At 69.1% G+C, this 17454-nt stretch carries 14 protein-coding genes and 3 pseudogenes; 6 read left to right on the top strand and 11 right to left on the bottom strand.

From position 1 onward, the window contains the following. Positions 1-22 precede the first annotated feature (22 nt). Both IE272_RS23840 and IE272_RS23835 read left to right on the top strand, forming a co-directional pair. Positions 23-1801 carry an LVIVD repeat-containing protein gene (locus IE272_RS23840; RefSeq protein WP_229897560.1) on the top strand — a complete coding sequence of 593 codons (1779 nt, stop codon included), beginning with the start codon at positions 23-25 and terminating at the stop codon, positions 1799-1801. A 48-nt stretch (positions 1802-1849) separates the two neighbouring features. Beyond that, positions 1850-3289, top strand: a complete 1440-nt coding sequence (locus IE272_RS23835; protein WP_050362926.1) for an amino acid permease — start codon at positions 1850-1852, stop codon at positions 3287-3289. Positions 3290-4146: 857 nt separating this feature from the next. Here IE272_RS23835 and IE272_RS23830 read toward each other — a convergent pair. The 3 genes from IE272_RS23830 to IE272_RS23820 all read right to left on the bottom strand — a co-directional run bounded on the left by IE272_RS23830 (position 4147) and on the right by IE272_RS23820 (position 7103). Continuing rightward, complete coding sequence (locus tag IE272_RS23830) at positions 4147-4392, bottom strand: hypothetical protein (RefSeq protein WP_143202813.1); 246 nt, start codon at positions 4390-4392, stop codon at positions 4147-4149. A 307-nt stretch (positions 4393-4699) separates the two neighbouring features. Beyond that, positions 4700-6730, bottom strand: a complete 2031-nt coding sequence (locus IE272_RS23825) for a sigma-70 family RNA polymerase sigma factor (protein WP_190007910.1) — start codon at positions 6728-6730, stop codon at positions 4700-4702. A 49-nt stretch (positions 6731-6779) separates the two neighbouring features. After that, positions 6780-7103, bottom strand: coding sequence for a YciI family protein (locus IE272_RS23820; RefSeq protein ID WP_050362922.1), 324 nt, complete (start codon positions 7101-7103; stop codon positions 6780-6782). Between the two features lie 153 nt (positions 7104-7256). On the opposite strand from IE272_RS23820, the gene IE272_RS23815 reads away from it, so the two are divergent. Beyond that, entirely contained in the window at positions 7257-7919 is a 663-nt protein-coding gene (locus IE272_RS23815) for a DUF998 domain-containing protein (protein WP_190007908.1), read from the top strand. Between the two features lie 663 nt (positions 7920-8582). On the opposite strand, the gene IE272_RS23810 is transcribed toward IE272_RS23815, so the two are convergent. The 7 genes and pseudogenes from IE272_RS23810 to IE272_RS23780 form a co-directional block, all read right to left on the bottom strand. Next, complete coding sequence (locus IE272_RS23810) at positions 8583-9077, bottom strand: SMI1/KNR4 family protein (protein WP_190008061.1); 495 nt, start codon at positions 9075-9077, stop codon at positions 8583-8585. 215 nt (positions 9078-9292) lie between these two features. Then, a pseudogene (locus IE272_RS23805) lies at positions 9293-9439 on the bottom strand (IS5/IS1182 family transposase); the annotation flags it as partial. Positions 9440-10991: 1552 nt separating this feature from the next. After that, positions 10992-11495 carry a MarR family winged helix-turn-helix transcriptional regulator gene (locus IE272_RS23800; RefSeq protein ID WP_050362918.1) on the bottom strand — a complete coding sequence of 168 codons (504 nt, stop codon included), beginning with the start codon at positions 11493-11495 and terminating at the stop codon, positions 10992-10994. A 49-nt stretch (positions 11496-11544) separates the two neighbouring features. Beyond that, positions 11545-11955 carry an STAS domain-containing protein gene (locus IE272_RS23795; RefSeq protein WP_050362917.1) on the bottom strand — a complete coding sequence of 137 codons (411 nt, stop codon included), beginning with the start codon at positions 11953-11955 and terminating at the stop codon, positions 11545-11547. Beyond that, positions 11952-13049, bottom strand: a complete 1098-nt coding sequence (locus IE272_RS23790) for a cobalamin B12-binding domain-containing protein (RefSeq protein ID WP_190007906.1) — start codon at positions 13047-13049, stop codon at positions 11952-11954. The genes IE272_RS23795 and IE272_RS23790 overlap by 4 nt, the downstream gene beginning before the upstream one ends. Then, positions 13046-14632 carry a PP2C family protein-serine/threonine phosphatase gene (locus IE272_RS23785; protein WP_229897596.1) on the bottom strand — a complete coding sequence of 529 codons (1587 nt, stop codon included), beginning with the start codon at positions 14630-14632 and terminating at the stop codon, positions 13046-13048. Before IE272_RS23785 ends, IE272_RS23790 begins: the two co-directional genes overlap by 4 nt. 245 nt (positions 14633-14877) lie before the next feature. Further along, complete coding sequence (locus IE272_RS23780; protein ID WP_050362915.1) at positions 14878-16068, bottom strand: PP2C family protein-serine/threonine phosphatase; 1191 nt, start codon at positions 16066-16068, stop codon at positions 14878-14880. A gap of 120 nt (positions 16069-16188) precedes the next feature. Here IE272_RS23780 and IE272_RS39440 point away from each other — a divergent pair. The 3 genes and pseudogenes from IE272_RS39440 to IE272_RS23775 form a co-directional block, all read left to right on the top strand. Continuing rightward, positions 16189-16334 (top strand): annotated as a pseudogene (locus tag IE272_RS39440) (IS5/IS1182 family transposase); the annotation flags it as partial. Continuing rightward, positions 16334-16488 (top strand): annotated as a pseudogene (locus IE272_RS39435) (IS5/IS1182 family transposase); the annotation flags it as partial. The pseudogenes IE272_RS39440 and IE272_RS39435, both read left to right, overlap by 1 nt. A gap of 152 nt (positions 16489-16640) precedes the next feature. Next, positions 16641-17030 carry a hypothetical protein gene (locus IE272_RS23775; protein WP_056712070.1) on the top strand — a complete coding sequence of 130 codons (390 nt, stop codon included), beginning with the start codon at positions 16641-16643 and terminating at the stop codon, positions 17028-17030. A 4-nt stretch (positions 17031-17034) separates the two neighbouring features. Here the strand turns inward: IE272_RS23775 and IE272_RS38830 are convergent, their stop codons facing one another. After that, entirely contained in the window at positions 17035-17319 is a 285-nt protein-coding gene (locus IE272_RS38830; RefSeq protein WP_229897558.1) for a hypothetical protein, read from the bottom strand. Between the last annotated feature and the right edge of the window lie 135 nt (positions 17320-17454).

The raw sequence follows: 17454 nt of genomic DNA, 5'->3' as shown, positions 1-17454 counted from the left end.
CCTGCTCCGATTGGACCGTCAGATGCGTCCCCTCCGCAGAAAAGCCGCCCTCGCCGCGGTGGTCGCCGCCGCCACCACGGCCACACTCCTCGCTCCCGGTGTCTCCGGCGCGGACACCACCAGCGCCACGACCACCCCCGCCACCGACCCCGACATCCTCGCCGCGTGCGAGGACCGCCGCCCCGGGCCGGCCGATCCCGGCTCGTACGGCATGCAACTGGACGGCAGCTTCCGGCACCCCGCGCTCACCCCGGTCGACGAGGAGAACGAACACCCCTTCCCGGGCCGCAACGAGAAGTACGACACCCGTTCGTACATCAAGAACATGAAGGTCGAAGCCGCCTACGAGGGCGCCGACTTCACCCCCGACTACTTCCACACCTGGCAGAACATCGTCGACTTCGACGGCCGCCGCTACCTCTTCCAGTACAGCCGCTCCGACGGCCGCGTCTACGACATCACCGACGTCAAGAAGGTCAAGGTGGTCGAGAGGATGAGCCGCGAGGACGTGGGCGGCGACGAGACCCGGGCGAACGGCGACTGGGCGGCGCACGACTACTGGGGCGCGTCCACCATCCAGTGGAACAACAAGCTGAACGCGTACGTCATGGTCCAGAGCTTCGAGAGCAGGCGCCAGATCTCGGAACTCTCCGACCACCCGCCCAAGGACAAGTACAACAACCCGGAGGGCGTCGCGAAGCTGCGGGCCAAGCCGGGGCTCAAGGGCTTCAAGGTGTTCCGCCTGGACGGCCCCCGCAAGAAGGACTGGAAGCTGCTGACGACGGTCTCCACCGACTCCACGCAGGCCGACCCTCTGAACACCGACCCGGCCACGGCACAGCAGGGCTCCGGCTCGATCGACGTGCCGCACTGGACCGGCGAGAAGTACATGTTCATCGCCGCGGCGCCGAACGATTCCTACTCCGGCACCGAGTACCCCACCAATCTGCACTCGGCGGGCTACCAGTCCTGGGACATGTCCGACCCGGCCCGCCCGAAGCTCCTCGACACCTGGCACCTGCCGGGCCAGCGCACCGGCGAGGAGGCCGCGTACCGGAACAACCCGCGCTGCGGGAACCGGACCAGTTGGATGGGCGCCCGGATGCCGCTCTTCCTCCCCAAGCCGGTCGAGAAGGGCGGACGCTACGCCTTCGCCGCCATGGGCGGCTACGGCCTGACGGTACTGGACGTCTCGAACCCCTCGAACATGAAGACCGTCAGCCACCTGGACCTGCCGGCCTCCGTCGCGGGCACGGAGGGTGACAACATCGACGTCTCCCAGTACGAGAAGACCGGAATGATCTACTACTCCGGCTACCCGCTCACCGAGGACTGCTACGAGCCCTACAAGGACATCTACCAGATCGACGCACGGGACCCGAAGAAGCCCCGCGTCGTCGGCGTCCTCCCCCGCCCGACCCCGCCGAAGGCCGCCGGCATCGACGACTACTGCCAGCGCCGCGGCAGCTTCGGCCCCAAGCGCACCGGCTACTACACCAACCCGGGCCGACACACCTCCGGTGTCCTGAGCTACGGCTTCTACAACGCGGGCGTGCAGTTCTTCGACGTCTCCAAGCCCGCGTCGCCGGAGATATCGGCGTACTTCGTCCCGAAGGCGTACGGCCCCTCCACCGCGGACTACGCGTACGGCAACCAGACCCACGGCGTGTACGTGGAGTGGGACCGCAACATCGCATGGACGCTGACCAACCACGGCATCTACGCACTGTCCTCGCCGAAGGTCCTGGGCAAGCCGGACCTGAACGCCCCGGCGAAGCCGTTCCGCACCAGCGAGTTCTGAGTCGCTTCCCCTCCCACCCCCGTCACCTTCCAGAAGGGCCCCACCGCCATGGCCGCACCCAGCGACTCCGCACCGCTCGCCCCGCCCTCCGAAGCCGACGGCGCCAGACCGTCGCCCGCCGGTGGAGGGCTGGTCCGCTCCCTCACCCACCGGCAGACCACCATGATCGGGCTGGGCTCCGCGCTCGGCACCGGACTCTTCCTCGGCTCCAGCACCGCGATATCCGTGGCCGGCCCCGCCGTGATCATCGCGTATGCGATCGGCGCAGTCCTGGTCGCCATCATCGCCGTCCTGCTCGGCGAGATGTCCGCCGCCCACCCGGTCCAGGGCTCCTTCGGCACCATCGCGCACCGTTACCTCGGCCCGTGGGCCGGGTTCCTCAGCCGTTACCTGTACTGGTTCAGCGCCGTCGTCGTCATCGGGACGGAGGTCGTCGCCTCCGCGCTCTACATCCGCTGGTGGTGGCCCGAGGTGCCGATGTCCGCGGCGATCCTGGTGATCGCCGCGATCGTCCTCGCGGTCAACATCATCAGTGTGAAGTCCTTCGGCACCACGGAGTTCTGGCTCTCCAGCATCAAGGTGGTCGCGCTTTGCGTGTTCATCCTCTGCGCCGCACTGCTGGTCTTCTTCGGTCTGCCCGACACGGAGGCTTCCGGCTTCGCCAACCTCTCCGATGACGGTGGCTTCATGCCGCACGGCCTGGAATCCATCTGGCTGGCCATGTCCGTGGTGATGTTCGCGTACGCCGGGTTCGAGGTCGTCGCCATCGCCTCCGCGGAAGCGGTCGACCCGCAGCGCACCATCCGTACCGCGATGCGCCAGCTGGCCTGGCGGCTGAGCTTCTTCTACCTTCTCGCCATCACCCTGGTCCTCGCGCTGATCCCGTGGCGCAAGCTGGCGGAGGGTGACGGGAGCGTCGAGGCGAGCCCCTTCGTGCGGGTCTTCTCCGAGGTCGGCGTGCCGGCCGCGGCGACCCTCACCAACGCGGTCGTGCTCATCGCGGCCATGTCGGCCGCCAACGCCCACCTGTACGGCGCCTCCCGGCTGCTGCACTCGCTCGGAGACGACGGCCTGGCTCCGGCACCGACTGCCAAATTGAGCAAGCGCGGCGTCCCCGCGATCGCCCTGGCCGTCTCGTCCCTGGGTATCGCCGTCGCCGCCTTGCTGGCCTTCTACGACGTCAGCGGCCTCTTCACCATCATGATGTCGATCGCCATCTTCGCCGTCCTCCTGGTATGGCTGCTGATCGTCGCCTCATACATCGCCTTCCGACGCCACCGCAAGGCGAACCCCGGGGAGTTCACCGGATTCAGCGTTCCGGGCGGTGGAAAGCTGGCGGTCGTGGCCGTGGTCGGGGTGCTGACCGTCGCCGCCACGGCGGTGGAGGTCCCCGACATGCGCCAGGCCGCCGGTATCGGCCTTGCCTTCACCGCGGTGCTCTTCGCTTGCCACGGCCTGCTCACCTTGCGCCGGACACGGCAGAAGTAGGGGCCCGCCCATAGGGCACTACCCCCACTCATCCACCCCTCGATAGCTGCACGGTACGCGTCTCGCCTCCGCAGGGCGTCGCTGTTCCCCGGCGGCGCCCCGCGGGTCGTCCGGGCCGATCACGCAGCCGGATGGAACCCACGCAAGGAGCCCGGGAAGTAGCCTTCCCCGGTCCCGCGAAGTAGCGGTCCAGCATCGTCGAAGAGAGCTGCCACGGCAGGAGGTCATAGTGCTCGTAGATCACCAGCACTGGCTTGACCAGCTGGTCGATCGTGGATGGCATCCGCCCGGCTGCGTCGCGCGCGCCCACTGGTACTCCGCCAGCGTGTCGAGAAAGTGCGACCCGCTCGTCCCGCTGCCCCGCTCGGCCGGCGAGGTCGGTTCTGCCAATGGTGCCGAGCGGGGTCAGCAGGCTCGGCAGCGCCAGCTCCGCCCATCCAGGAACTTGGCGTAGTGGCGGAAGAGAACCCCGGTGCTCCGGCCCGCGCGGCGGGCGCGTTCGGCCGGGTCCGCTCCGGAAGACAACCAGAACGAGATCCCGGCGTGCGGGAGGCCGTAGGGCCGCTTGGCCAGGCCGGAGGCAAGTTCCGTGCGGGTCAGGGCATTCCGGCGTGGCAGGAGGGCTGCTGACCGATCACGAACTCGCCATGCTCCGCCTCTTCGCCCGGGGCCGCAGGCAAGCGGAGATCGCCGAGGCCTTGCGGATCCGTCCGGAAACGGTGGGGCGCCTGCTGCACGGGGCACGGGTCGTTCTCCCGGCCCGGACGCTCGCGCACGCTGTCGCGCTCGGCGGGGAGCGGTCTCCTGGAACGGCCGAGCGGCTGAACCCCCCTCCCGTCCGCGCCGGCGACTGTTCTTCAGTTAGCTGACGAAGAGTTCACGAGATCCCGTCCGATCTGATTGATCGGGCGGGATCCTGGCGTTTCCGGGGCCTGTTCGAGGTGCGTCCGAACGAGGCCGATGCTGGGGACGGGTGTCTGGCGGTCCGGTTGGGGCTGGCCGTCGCTGCTGGTGTCCAGGACGGCGCGCGCGTGCACGGCGAGGATGAGCGCGGTGATGACGGCGGCTTCGCGCACGACCTCAGAGGCCCTGTCTTCATGCACGGACAGACCGAAGTCCGCCGGACACTCCTAAAGACCTCGTCGACTGGACCGCCACCAGACTCCGCTGGGCCCTGCCCATGGACGACTCCGAGAAGACCGCACTCCTCGAACTCGCCGAGCCGTGCGCGGACTCCGTCGTCGAGTATGAAACCGCCCCATAGCCGGTCCCCATCCATGGGCGCAGCAGACGGGACGGAGCTCGGTCGGCACGGGTGCCTGCTCCCCGTCCTGTCCGGCCCGGTCCTTCTCCTCCATCGAAGGGATGAATGCCGATTGCTGTTTTCGCTGCACGTCCACACGTGCCCGGTCACCAGGTTCCGAGCCGGCTCAGCGTCCAGCCGTCGCCCGCTGGGTCGAGCGAGGTGGTGGTCCGCTTGAACACGTACTCGGCGCGTTCGTAGGAGAGCCGGACCCGGCCTGTTTCCGGGTCCAGATCGGTGTCGCGCGGGCGGCGGGCCGGGCCGGGCCGCCGGTCGGTGAGGAAAAGCGGGCCCCGGGTGCGGTCCGCGATCAGCATCGGCAGCAGACGGGCCGTGCCCGACCGCCAGGTCACCCACCCGTCCGGGGTGCGGGCACGGCGGTCGTCGAGGTCCACGTCCTCGACGTCCAGCAACAGCACGGCCTTCACCGTGGCACCCGATTCATGAAGCAGGCGCCAGAGGGAGTGCTCCCGCAGCGGGAGCCCTGGTCGGGACCAGAGCTCGGCGAGTTGATCCGGGGGGATCGGGAGCGTACGCGAGGGGGGTTCGGTGCGTCGTTCCAGCCCGGCCGCCAGGTCGCCCAGCGAGGCCCAGCGAGCGAAGGACCGGGCGGCGGAGCGATGGCGGTTCCAGGTGGTGGCGGCGGCACCGCCCCAGGCGGTGGTGAACGTTCGGGTGATCTGGTCGGCGGTGAGATCGGCCACGGGGTACCGGTCTCCGAAGGAGGTACACAGACGGCGCAGGGTCTGGCCGTATGCGCGAACGGTGGAGGCGTCCAGACCGTCCCGGGCCAGGAACGCGGTCGCCGCTTCGCCCAGGGTGGGGCCCTCAGGCTCGGCCGGGGCGAGTTCCTGCGCGCGGCGGCTCAGGAACGCGCGTTCGGCGGAGTTGCGGGTGAGGGCCGCCGCGCGGTCGAATTCGGGGCGGGCCTCCCCGTACCGCCCCAATTTCGCGAGGAGATCGCCCCGGGCGGCGGGCAGCAGATGGTAGTCACGCAGTGCCGGGTCGGTGGTGAGGGTGTCCAGCAGGGTGAGCCCCGCCTCGGGCCCCCGGGCCATGGAGAGAGCCACCGCTCGGTTGAGGCGGACGACCGGGGAGGGGATCAGTCGTTCCAGCGCTTCGTAGAGCGCGGTGATCTGTGGCCAGTCGGTGTCCTCGGCGGTGCGCGCCTGTGCGTGGGTGACGGCGATCGCCGCCTGGAGGAGGTACGGGCCCGGCGGGCGGCCGTGCTGGGTGTCGCGGGCCCGGAGCATGGCGGCGAAGCCCCGGCGGATCAGAAGCGGATCCCAGCGGCCCCGGCTCTGTTCGTGGAGGCGGACCGGCTCGCCGGAGGGGCTGGTCCGGGCGGCCGACCGGGATTCCTGGATCTCCATCAGAGCGGCCAGGGCATGGGCCTCGGGCTCATCGGGAGCGAGCTCGGCGAGCAGACGGCCCAGGCGCAGAGCCTCCAGGGTGAGTCCGGGGCGCAGCAGGTCGTCGCCGGACGTGGCCGAGTACCCCTCGTTGAAGATCAGGTAGATGACTTCGAGGACCGAGGAGAGCCGGTCAGCCAGTTCCGCGCTGTCGTCGGGGAGTTCAAACGGGACGCGGGCCTCGGCGAGCCCGCGTTTGGCGTCGGCGATGCGACGGGTGATCGCGGTCTCGGGGAGGAGGAAGGCCCGGGCGATCTCCCCCGCGGTGAGGCCTCCGAGGAGGCGAAGGGTGAGGGCGACCCTGGCGGGGGTCGGCAGCACCGGGTGACAGGACAGGAACATCAGCCGCAGGGCGTCGTCCTGGTCCGGTTCCTCCGCGAACCGGCCCCGCTGCTCCTTCTGGTCCTGTTCGTGGGCGAGTTGGTGGTGCTTCTCGTCCAGGCGGCGGGCCCGGCGGATGTGGTCGACGGCACGGCGTTTGGCGATGGCCGTCAGCCAGGCGCCCGGGCTTTCCGGGACGCCTGACCGGGGCCACTGTTCTAGTGCGGCGACTAGCGCGTCCTGTGCCAGTTCTTCGGCGAGGCCGACATCGCGGACCATCCGGGTGAGTCCGCCGATGATCTTGGCGGACTCCCGTTTCCAGACCGCGTCGACGGTTCGGTGCGGATCGTCCCGATGGCCGGCTTCCGCCGGCTGGACACCGGCCGGGAGGATGCTTTCACTCATGGAGCGCAGATCCGTCGCGCTCGGGTTTCCGCGGGCGGGGACTGCGTGGTCACGGGCCGAAGACCTGCTGGATCACGCTTTCGCCGTCGCCGACGATCCGGCGGAAGCGGCGGGCCAGTTCGACGGCTTCTTCCTCGGAGCGGACCTCGATCAGCGCGAACCCCGCCACGGCTTCCTTGGCCTCGGCGAAGGGGCCGTCGGTGACGGTGATCTCGTCGCCGGAAGAGACCAGGCGCACTCCGTTCGGGGCGAGCCCGCCAGTGGCCAGCAGGACACCGGAGGCGGTCAGCTCCTCCACGAACGCGCCCATCGCGGCGAACAGGTTCTCGTCGGGGGCGACATCGGTCGGCTTGGTCGTCATCAGGTAGCGCATGGGATCTCCGTCTGCTCGGGGGTGATCGCTGTCCTGCCCCTACGTCGAAGATCCTATGTGACAGGGAACGGCGGAATTCCCTGTCACATCGCCTTCATCGACGTGAAGGCAGAACAAGCGATCACCCATCGAACGGACGAGGAACCCGCCCCTATGACCACCGCCGCACACACCACCACCGTGAACGCCCGTATCTCCACCCGGGCCCTTCTGGGATCCGCCGCCGCAGCAGCCCCCCTCTGGGCCGTGCTCTCCCTCACCCAGGCGGCGACCCGGGAAGGGTTCAGCCTCCTCCGCCATCCACTGAGCATCCTCAGCAACGGCCCGCTGGGCTGGATCCAGATCAGCACCTTCCTGCTCACCGGGGTCCTGACCGTCATCGGCTCGATCGGACTCCGCCGGGTCCTGCGGGGCACCCCAGGAGGGGTATGGGCACCCCGGCTGACCCTGCTCAGCGGAATCGGCCTGATAGCGGCCGGAGCCTTCGTGATGGACCCGGCGGACGGCTTCCCGACAGGCACCCCGCTGGGAACGCCCACCGAGCTCACCTGGCCGAGCTATGCGCACATGGCCGCCGGAACGCTGACCTTCACCTCGCTGATCGCCGCCAACTACGTGCTCGGCCGGCATTTCTCCCGCACCGCAGAGCGGGGACGGGCAATCGGCTCCCGCGTCGCCGCGACCGCACTGTTGCTCGGCAACGGCTGGGCGATGAGCGGAGGCGCTGCAGGGACCCTGACACTGGCGATCGGCGCGATCACCTCGATGATGTGGATCTCCGCCGTAGCGGCACGCTACCGGTCCCGCGAAGCCTGAACACCCCGCCGGGTCCGAGCTCCTGATGCCGCGCAACCGCGTCGTGCGCCCCCGCTACGACAAGAACGGCCACCTCGCGCGGGCGGGCGTATGCCCAAGCCCCGCCCATAGTGGCCGCTGCCGCTCCGAAGGCGGCCACGGAGGTGGCAGCAGGAAGGCGGGCAGGACGCGGACGAAACAACACGTGACAGCGAAACCAGCCGTTCGGGTAGCGGTCGCGGCGGGCTGCCCCTTGCCGCCCTGGCCCACGCCACGCAGGCGGCAACGCTCACCACCTGGTTATCGGCCACGCAGAGGGCGAACCTGCCGTCCACGGCTCAGAGATGAACGTCCTCGTCTGCCAGAAACCGCCGGGCCGCAGCGCCGAACAGGCAGAGCGCCCCCGGATCCGCGACATCGTCCTCAGCTTCGCCACCACCGAGCGCTCCCGCCCGTGGCCAGCCACCACGGGCCTACCGCGGAAATCGTCGGAGACTCACCCTTCAAGGGCCAGGTGGGCCCTCGACCTGCGGGAAGGCATGGACCGCCCCTGACGGACGGCGGTCAGCGCGGAACAGACCTGAGGGGCAACGATGGAGGACTTGGTATGCACCAATCAACAGCAGCCGACGGCACCGTACACGCGATGGTGGGCGATATGCGCGTGAAAGCTCACGAACCAACTCAGTCCATGTCCTCCTCGTCCTGGTCTTCCCCCATGTCCGCGTACGCGGAGTGAAACAGCGCCGAGAAGCTGGGGTACTTCGTCGTGTCGCCGTACTTCGGTGCGAACTCATAGGCGGCCCACTCCCCGTCCGGCCCGACGCCAGTCGGATCGAGCAGCCTGAAGTCCTCTCCCCGCGCGATCTCGATGGGCCGGCGGAACAGCTGAACATCGTCCTCGTTGCCGGGTATCGAGTCGTAGGTTTCGATCACGCGCGTACCGACATCACTGTCCCGCATCCACACGACGCGGCCGCACGGATGGACGTCTTCCACGCAGTCGTCCAGATGCCTCCACCCATCGCTCGCGAGGAAGAGCCCCCTCAGGCCGGGTGGGAACCACGCTCCGAGCCGCTCCTCAGATGCGACCAGAGCTTCCTCACGAGCGGGGGCTTCACCCAGCCACGACTCAACCCGCTCCCCTCGACCCAGAGCCCCCAGCTGAACCTCGTCCAGAAGATCTGCCCACTTCTGGACAGATCACCCAGGATGGCCGACACCATCGACGGAACGCTCAGCGCAGGAGACCGCACGGGACCTCCCATCCCCTTCGACCACGAATTCCACTACGCGCGCACAGTCGTCGACCACTACCGCGGGAAAACAGGCGACCCACGAGGACCAGGCACCGGGGAACCAACAGAGCTCCTCAGTACAGGCACCATCAGGCCGAGCCGCAGCCGGACGAAGCCGCGTTCGACGACCCAGCGGTATTTGCCCAGTCCGGCGCCATGGAGGCTGCCGCGGCGGGCGATTGCCGGGACGATGGAGCGTTGCCGAACCTGATCGCGGTAGATGTCGTGGTCGTACGCGCGGTCGAGGTCATCCAGCCTCAGCAGGTCGTGCCGCCGACCGCGCGTGGACCGGCTCAAGTCCCTCCGCCGCATCCTCCGCCGCATGACCCGGACGCGCCAACGCCGCCGTCGCCGGCCCAGCCGGAGGCGGCCGTGGAGCCCGTACCGGCGGCCCGCTCCGGTCCAGAAGCACGAACGCCCGCCTCGGTGGCGCAACGCTGGCACAGCGCCGTGAACTCGGGCCACTGATCCGGCTCTCTCCGTCCGTCCGCCACGAAGAGCCAGACCGCCACCGGCACATGTACCGCCAGGGCGATCATGAACCACAGCCCGCTCCCGCCGGCCTGGCGGCCGTAGAAGCCCACGCCGAGGGCTAGGACGGCGACCAGACCGCACACCGCTGCCCAGCCCTCCCTTACACCGGGCACGCCGCGTGTCCGGTGAGCGGGAAGTCCACGCCGCGCTGCCCGCCGCAGCTCGGAGCGGAAGGCCGGAAAGCGGGACGACGCTCTCACCTCCTCCAGAGTGCCGCTCCCTCGGGCGCTATCGGCAGCCGTCCGCAGTGATGCCAGCAGGGGATGTTCTTGCACTTCCGCATGGGCGGTCGCCCGTGAGCGGGGCCCGGCCGCGAGCAGCTGCATCCCCGCGTACGTCGCTGCCCGCTCTCCCCCAAGGTGATACAGGGCGAGAACGGGCATCGCGCCACCGGCCTCGAAGAAGCGGCCGATGGCCTGCCGGTCGCGCCGGAGCACCAAGCGGAGGCGGACCAACGAGAACACCATGAACATCGTGACAGCGCCGACCCATACTGCCGCGAAGGCCCAGAACGTCGGCACATCGGATAGAAAGCCCGGCATCTACCGTCCCCCTGCGATCCATTCCGGCAGTCAGAGCTGCCGGGCGAGACCTGCCTCCGACTTTTCAGCGTGACAGGGACGCTTCCCGCCGTACAGGTGCATGCCAGACCGAGGGGTGCCCGCCCGGGGCGAGGGAGCGACCGGTGCCCGATGGGTCACGCGCCGTAAGCCGTGCGGTCGCCGTGGACCCTCCACGAAATCGCTCCGGCCTTGCTCGTCGAACGCAACGACCTCACCGTCGTGCTCCGCGGTGCACCTTTCGGGCAGCTGGTCGAAAACGTCAGATCCGCGCAGACTCGTTGGACCTGGACCGTGCCGTGGGTGGCTCACACGTCCGGGCTCCGCCGGTGCCAGCCCCTCCGGCCCCTGTTCCCAGCACTCGTCGCCCGGACCACCCGACGCGAACGACCCGTGTCGCTCGGCATCACCCCCACGACCGTGCACCGCGAGCAGCGGCCGCGCGAGACGTTCCACGCGTACGACAACTCGCTCGTCTCCGTCGAGCTGGTCCGACCCGCAGCCGACACCCATGACCGTCCTCGCGGCTGTGGGGGCGGCGACCTCGCCCACGTCGCCACGCTCGGCGCGCCCCGTCGACGTAGGGGAAAACACAGCTCGACGGCTTCCGGTCAGGGCTGGGGGCACCACGCGCTCAACGTCGCTGAACAGCAGTATTCATTGATGTGTGCGCTCGTCGCCGCTGGTGTGGCTCCTGTTGCTCAGGCTGCGGTGTGGCTGCCAGGTGCCTGTGCGTCGCCGTGGGTGGTGTCGAGCTGTTTCTGCATTCCCGCGAGTCCCAGGGCCAGGGCACGGCGTTCAGCCGCTGGCATGTTGCCGATGGCCTGATGGAGCATGGAGTCGCGTTGTTCCCGAATGCGCTGCAGGTGCTCCTTGCCGGTGGGCGTGAGCTGGAGGGTGATCTCGCGGCCGTTGTCCGGGCTCGGTAGGCGTTCGAGGAAGCCGATGGCTTGCAGGCGGTCGCACATGCGGGTCACGGTCGGAGCTGCGGAGGCGAGGCGTTGGCACACGGTGCGCATCCGGATGCCGTCTTCGCGGTCGACGACATACATCAAGCGGAGCTGGGATGTGGAGCCGGGTGCCGTCATGCCCTTGGTGGCGTTTCTGGCGTGGTCCCACATGACGTCGAGGAGTTCGATGATGGAGCTCGCCGAGTGGGTGGCCTCCTGCCGGATTCTGCTGGGGGCTGCATCTGATGCGCTCATGATTGCCCGTCGGTGTGTGCTTCTGCCCGGAGAACAGCCGGGAAGTGGCTCAGGTGAGGCCGTCCGGCTCGGTAGGGCGGATAGCCGTGGTACTCTCCCCCGTCATTGAGGACCTCACGGTTCCGGTCGGGGGCGGGGCCGTGAGGTGGTCAAGGGTACCGGTGAGATCCAGGAGCCGGTCGAGTTTCGCGGACCGCTCGTCCAGGTGCAGCCGCACCCCTGCTGCGGCGGTGTGACGGCTGATCATCAGCAAGGCGCACAGGCCCATGGAGTCGACTGCTCCGATTTCAGCGCAGTGCAGATGCAGGTCGGTCAGGCCCGGCCGGGCGGTGAGCTGGGCAGTGACCTCGTGGACGAGGAGGTCGGCGTTGTCGTAGTCGAGGTCTCCGTGGACCTCTACTCGGACGCTGTCCTGGGTCTCGAGCGTGGTAACGCGCAGCTGGTGAGGGTGTGTGGTCATACGGCGTTCCCGGCGGCGGTGGTGGTGGGGTCGGTGACGAGGGTGCGGGTTGCGGCGTGGAGGATGCGGGCGGCGCGGGGGAAGTCACCCAACTCGCGGGCCAGAAGGACCAGCGCCGGCGGCACACTCATTTCGGGGACGCCTCGCGCTTGGAGAATCTGCGCGGTCCAGGTGATGAACCACGTGAAGAGTTCCTCGTCGTCGAGGTAGAGGGCGGTGGCGAGGAAGTCCACGATGTGCTTGAGGTCTTCCGCGGTGCGCTCGCGCTGGAGGTCGCTGTAGGAGCGCATCGCGGGACAGGCGTCCTCCAGTGCGGTGAAGACGTGGCGCACGAGGGAGGTGCTGTTGCGGGCGACCATGGTGTACTCCTGGTCGCTCAGATGGGGCAGGTCGTCGAATTGCTGGTGGTCGGCCTGTGGCCTGGGCAGTGGCCCTTGGGCGAGGTGGTCGGCGGCGGCGCGGGCGTCGGGTGCCCACGCCTCGGCGCCCAGCAGTTTCGCGTAGCGGCCCTGAGGTCCGAAGGCCGCGCCGCCGACGAGGACGGGGACGCCGATGGCCTGGCAGGCGGTGATCGCGGCGTGCGCGGTGGGCAGCCGGGTGGCGATCGAGCTGGAGAGCGCGACCGCGTCGGCCCGGGTGTTGTGGAGGTGGGTGATCAGGTGCGGGGTGGGGACCTGAGCGCCGAGGTAGTCCACCCGCCAGCCCCGCAGCTTCAGAACTTCGGCCAGCAGGCGCGCGGGCAGTCCGTGCCATTCACCGTCCACACAGGCCACGGTGATCCGGCCCCGGGTGGCAGCGGTGCGGGCGGCGGGGTGCACGCTGACCGCTGCGACGGCCCGTTCGTTGATGGCGGTGGCCGCGTGCTCCTGGGCGACGCTGATCCGGTTGGCCGCCCATTCCTCGCCGACGCGGCTCTGCACCTTGGCGACCACATCCAGCAGGACCGCCTCCGGGTCGGCGCCGTCGTCGAGCATGCGCAGCACGAGCTCGGTGGCGGTGTACTCGTCCGCGGACGAGACCGCCTCCCACAGCTGCTCCGCGAGCTGGTCCAGGGGCGCGCTCCGAGGGAGGCGGGGCGATGCACTGGTTCTCATGCGGTGAACCTGCCCCGGGTGTGTCCGTTCACCGCGCTCAGGTGGTGGGTGCGGGGTGCGGAGATCACGACGACGGCCATGTCGTCGTGACGGCGGTTGCCCAGCCACTGGGCGGCCAGCATCTGCACGTGTTCGACGATGCCCTCGGCCGGCATTCCCACGCAGCCCGCGAGCGCGCGCTTGAGGCGCTCGTCGCCGAACAGGTCATCGCCCATAGGACCGCCCTTGGCCTCGGTGATGCCGTCGGTGTACAGGACGCAGGACTCCCCGGGAGCCAGGGATTCGGTGATGGTGACGGCGGTGATGGCGGGGAGAGCGCCGATGAGGGTGCCGCGGGTGTCGGCTTCGTGGACGGTGCCGTCCGCGCGGATGATCAACGGACTGGGGTGGCCGGCGCTGGTCAGCGCGAGGTCCACCTGGTTGCCTCGGCGCCGGGCGGAGGCCAGGACCAGGGTCACGAACCGGGCGTGGTGGGAGTTCAGGAGCGCGGTGTTCAGCAGGCCGAGCATCCGTGAGTGGTCGTCGGCCAGCGGGAGCAGGGCGTGCAGGGTGTTTCGGATCTTGCCCGTCAGAACGGCGGCTTCCAGGCCCTTGCCGCACACGTCCCCGAGCGAGACCAGGGACGCTTCGCCCTCGACGGTGGCTGGGTGGACGTCGTAGAAGTCTCCGCCGATGCGCTCGTGGTCCGCGGAGGGCCGGTAGCCGCCGGCGAAATCCACTCCGGAGATCTGGTGGAGGGCCGGGGGCATGAGTTCGCGCATCAGGACATCGGTGATCGCGGTCTGCTCCGCGTAGAGGCGGGCGGCGGACATCGCCGCGCCGGCCCGGGCGGCGAACAGGCGGGCGAAGACTTCCTCCTCGGAGCTGAACGAGGCCGTCTGCGCTTTCCTCAGCAGGACCAGGGCCCCGGCCGGGACGCCATGCCCGGGCAGCGGGGTGATCACGATCGAGCCGACCGGCCCGAATCCTTCGGGCACCAGCCACGCGGGGGCTGCTGCCGGGTCGATCCAGCGGGAGGGCACCGGCGGAAACCCGCGCAGAGCCTCCCCCAGGCCCGGCACATCGTCGGGGTCCACGCTCATGTCCGCCAGGACAGGCGTACCGCCGCGCAGACAGGTCACCACCGGGAGCCGGCTGCTGCGGCTGGGCGCGATGGCCAGCGCCACGTCCGCGAGACTCTCGGCCGCCAACTGCGCGGTCACATCCATGCAGCGCCCCAGGTTGAGGGAGGAGAGCAGAACGTTGGACGCCTTCGCGAGAAACGCGGTCCGCTCCCGCTCCATGAGCAGGGCTTCCCGGGCGAGCTGGTGGTCGGTGTCATCCACCAGCCACCACGCCACCGAGCCGTCACCCAGTGCTGTGGGGTGCGCCTCGAAACGGCGCCCGGCGATGGTGCCGCGCAGTGCCTCTTCGGTGTCCGCCGGGACCGCATGGGGGCCGGGAGAGCCGATCCTGGTGTGGGCGGCACAGAGCCACGCCGGAGCCACATCGGTCAGGGATGCCCCCGGGGCCGCGGCGGGCAGAATGAGGCCGGCAGCGTCGTTGCACCGCACCACCACACCCCGGAGGTCAGCGACCAGCACCGGATACGGGGCCCTGCCCCACAGGGAGTCCGGCCGCGTGTCCGCGACGGTTCGCGCTTGAGTGGAAGCCAAATATTGAGGATCCGCTGGGCGGACCCCTCACCTCATCAACTAGACGATTGCCTGAAGGCAACCATCACTCATGCTGTCGCTGCCTGACAACCTGCCACCCCCTCTGCCCGGGCCCCGCGCGGAGAAGGTTGCAGTTTCTTCACGTGAGAACCACATACCCCGGTTCTGCAGGGCTAGCGGTCGCGGATCGAAGAACGGCCGTGCCAGTCCAGGCACATCACGAGGGAGTCGTCGACCGCCGGACCGGAGCCGCGGTGCCCCAGCAACTCCTGCAACATCACCCTCGGCACCTGCGGGGCGGGCAGCAAACGCGTACTGCTGATCGACGACGCCAGTGCGCGAAGACTGTACTTCTCACCGCCCGGGGACAGGGCATCGTAGACGCCGTCGCTGATGAACAGCAGACGGTCACCGGGTTCGACCCGGAAGTGCTGCGGAACGTAGACGGTGTCCTCGAACATCCCCAGAGGCATCTGCGCCTCCAGCTCGATCGGCTCGACGACCCCCTCACGCACCCGCCACACCCGGGGCGACCCGGCATCGATGATCTCCACCTCCCCGGTCGGAAGGTGGAAACGGAACAGCAGCGTCGAAAGGTACCGCTCTCCCCCGTGTTGCCCGTACACCGCCTGATCGGCCAGAAACGCCTGGTCACTCAGGCTCAGGCCGGCTCGGCGAGCATTGCGCAGCGCATTGATGCAGAGGTTGGTCAGCAGTGCGGCGTCGATGCCCTCACCCATGCCGTTGCTGACAGTCACGTACAGATCATCGGCAGAAGCCGACCAGTCGAAGCAGTCGCCGAAAATAGCGTAGGCGGGCTCCAGCTGGGCTCCCAGGCTGTACTCAGGGCGGGAACATGAGCGCCCAGGCAGCAGCTGCCACTGCATCTCGGCCGCCAACGTCAGACGTTCCGCCCTACGGGCCTGCAAAAAGAGGTCGGTGTCCCTCTCCGCGACCACCACCTCGTGCGCCAGCGCATCGGCGCACTCTTGCAGATCCTCCAGCACCGCTGCGTCAAGTTCCTGATCCTGGCCCACCCGAAGGGTGACGCCGAGGATGCCGAGCCGATCACCGCGGACGCTGACCGGCAGGTAGACCGCCGCCGTTGATGCCGAGGGGTCGTGGACGCAGTGCACTTCCTGGGAACCGAACGCACGGCCAGGGGCACTGTCGTACACCGGCACCGGAGGGCGGGTGTACGGCAGGACCCCAACGGGCTGCAACCTCGTCATGGCGTAGTCGACCAACAAAAGATCAACCGCCAGGGCGCCGTGGCGGCCCTCGATCAGGGAACGGATCACATCGAAGATCTCATGAGGCGCGGCCTCGCGCAGAGAACGCTCGACCGCGCTGGGTCTGTCCACCGGTAACAAACCAACTTTCCTTCGCAAACTGCCATCAAAGCGACTGTCACCACCGACCAGCCGGAACAGGCAACAGAGCCCACACGGAAGTTTCACATGCACGCAGCCTCGCTCCCTCCGATCGAGTGGCTGGTGTCCGTCGATTCCACGATCGGCCGGGCCCACCAGCATGCGGTGAGGGCCCGAAAAGGGGGCTCCGCGACCCGACCCTCGGCCGGTCCAGCGGTGGTCTGACCAGCAAGATCCACCTGGCCTCCGACAGTCGCCCGCCTTCGACCGAGAGGTCTGCAAGCACCGCAACGTCGTGGAACGCTGCTCCAACCGCCTGAAACAGTGGCGCGGCATCGCTACCGCTACGACAAGGCCGCCCAGTCCTACGAAACGGCCGTCATCCTCGCATCACTCCTGATCCGGGCGTGACAGTTGACGAGAGAACCCAGCCCCGCCGCCCGGAGTGCCAGTGCCTCCACCTGGACAGTGGTCGTAGCCGGCCCGGCTCCCGCCTCGGATACCGTGTTCCTCTGCGGGGTGCCATAACGGATGTGACGCCCCCTACCGGAGGTAGTCAGCGTATGAGTTCAAAGCGCAGCAAGAATCCAGCCCTGCCCGTACTTGACGACGCGTTCCGACTCGCGTCGGTCAAGGAGGCCGAAGAGTCCACCCGTGACTTGGCCGCGCGGCTGGCCACGACCGAGCTGCGCCGCGTTTCCCACCCTGGCCGGGTCACCTGGGAGCCCACCGATCAGGCCGAGCCCGTACCGGTCCCGCCGACCGTGGTCGACGGTGACGGGGACCTGTGGCTGCGGGACCGGGGCACCGGCACCTGGACCATGCCCGAGTTCGACCCGAAGGAGTTCCCGGCCCGCTGTGGCGAGGTTCTGACGTGGAACCAGCTTGCCTGCGAGTTCGGCCCGCTTACCGGACTGGCCGACGACCGCCGCATCGGCGGCGGCCGACGCTGACCGCTCAGCCTTCCGGGACGACCGCGCGCCTGAACCGCCCCCTACGAGTATCTGGGAGCTCCAGCTCACCGCCGAGCTCGACAATGGCGGCGAGCAGGTGAGCGAGGTGGTGGCGTACGACCGCCTCTAGCAGCGTGGTGCGGGCCTGGCACCACCCGAGCTTCTCGGTGCGGCCGGCGTCGGTGGGCCAACCGGGTAGCGGCCGGGCTTCAGTTGCCGTGGTGAGCGCGCGGCCCAGCTCGCCGATCGACTGCCGCCGGTCGGCCGACTGCACGACCAGGCCGTGCACCACCTCATCGGCGGCGGCCGCCGGGCTGCGCGCGTTCTTCGGGTGCTGCCGTCTTTCGCTCGCGCCGCATGCGGGCCTTCCCTGCCTCGATCTGGTTGGCCTCGCTGCGTGAAAGTTGGTCCCCAGCTTTGGCGG

Source organism: Streptomyces anulatus, from assembly GCF_014650675.1.
In the GTDB taxonomy this organism is placed as follows: Bacteria; Actinomycetota; Actinomycetes; order Streptomycetales; family Streptomycetaceae; genus Streptomyces; species Streptomyces anulatus.
Note: the sequence above shows the minus strand (reverse complement) of the source record. Positions and strands in the feature narration are given on the sequence as shown.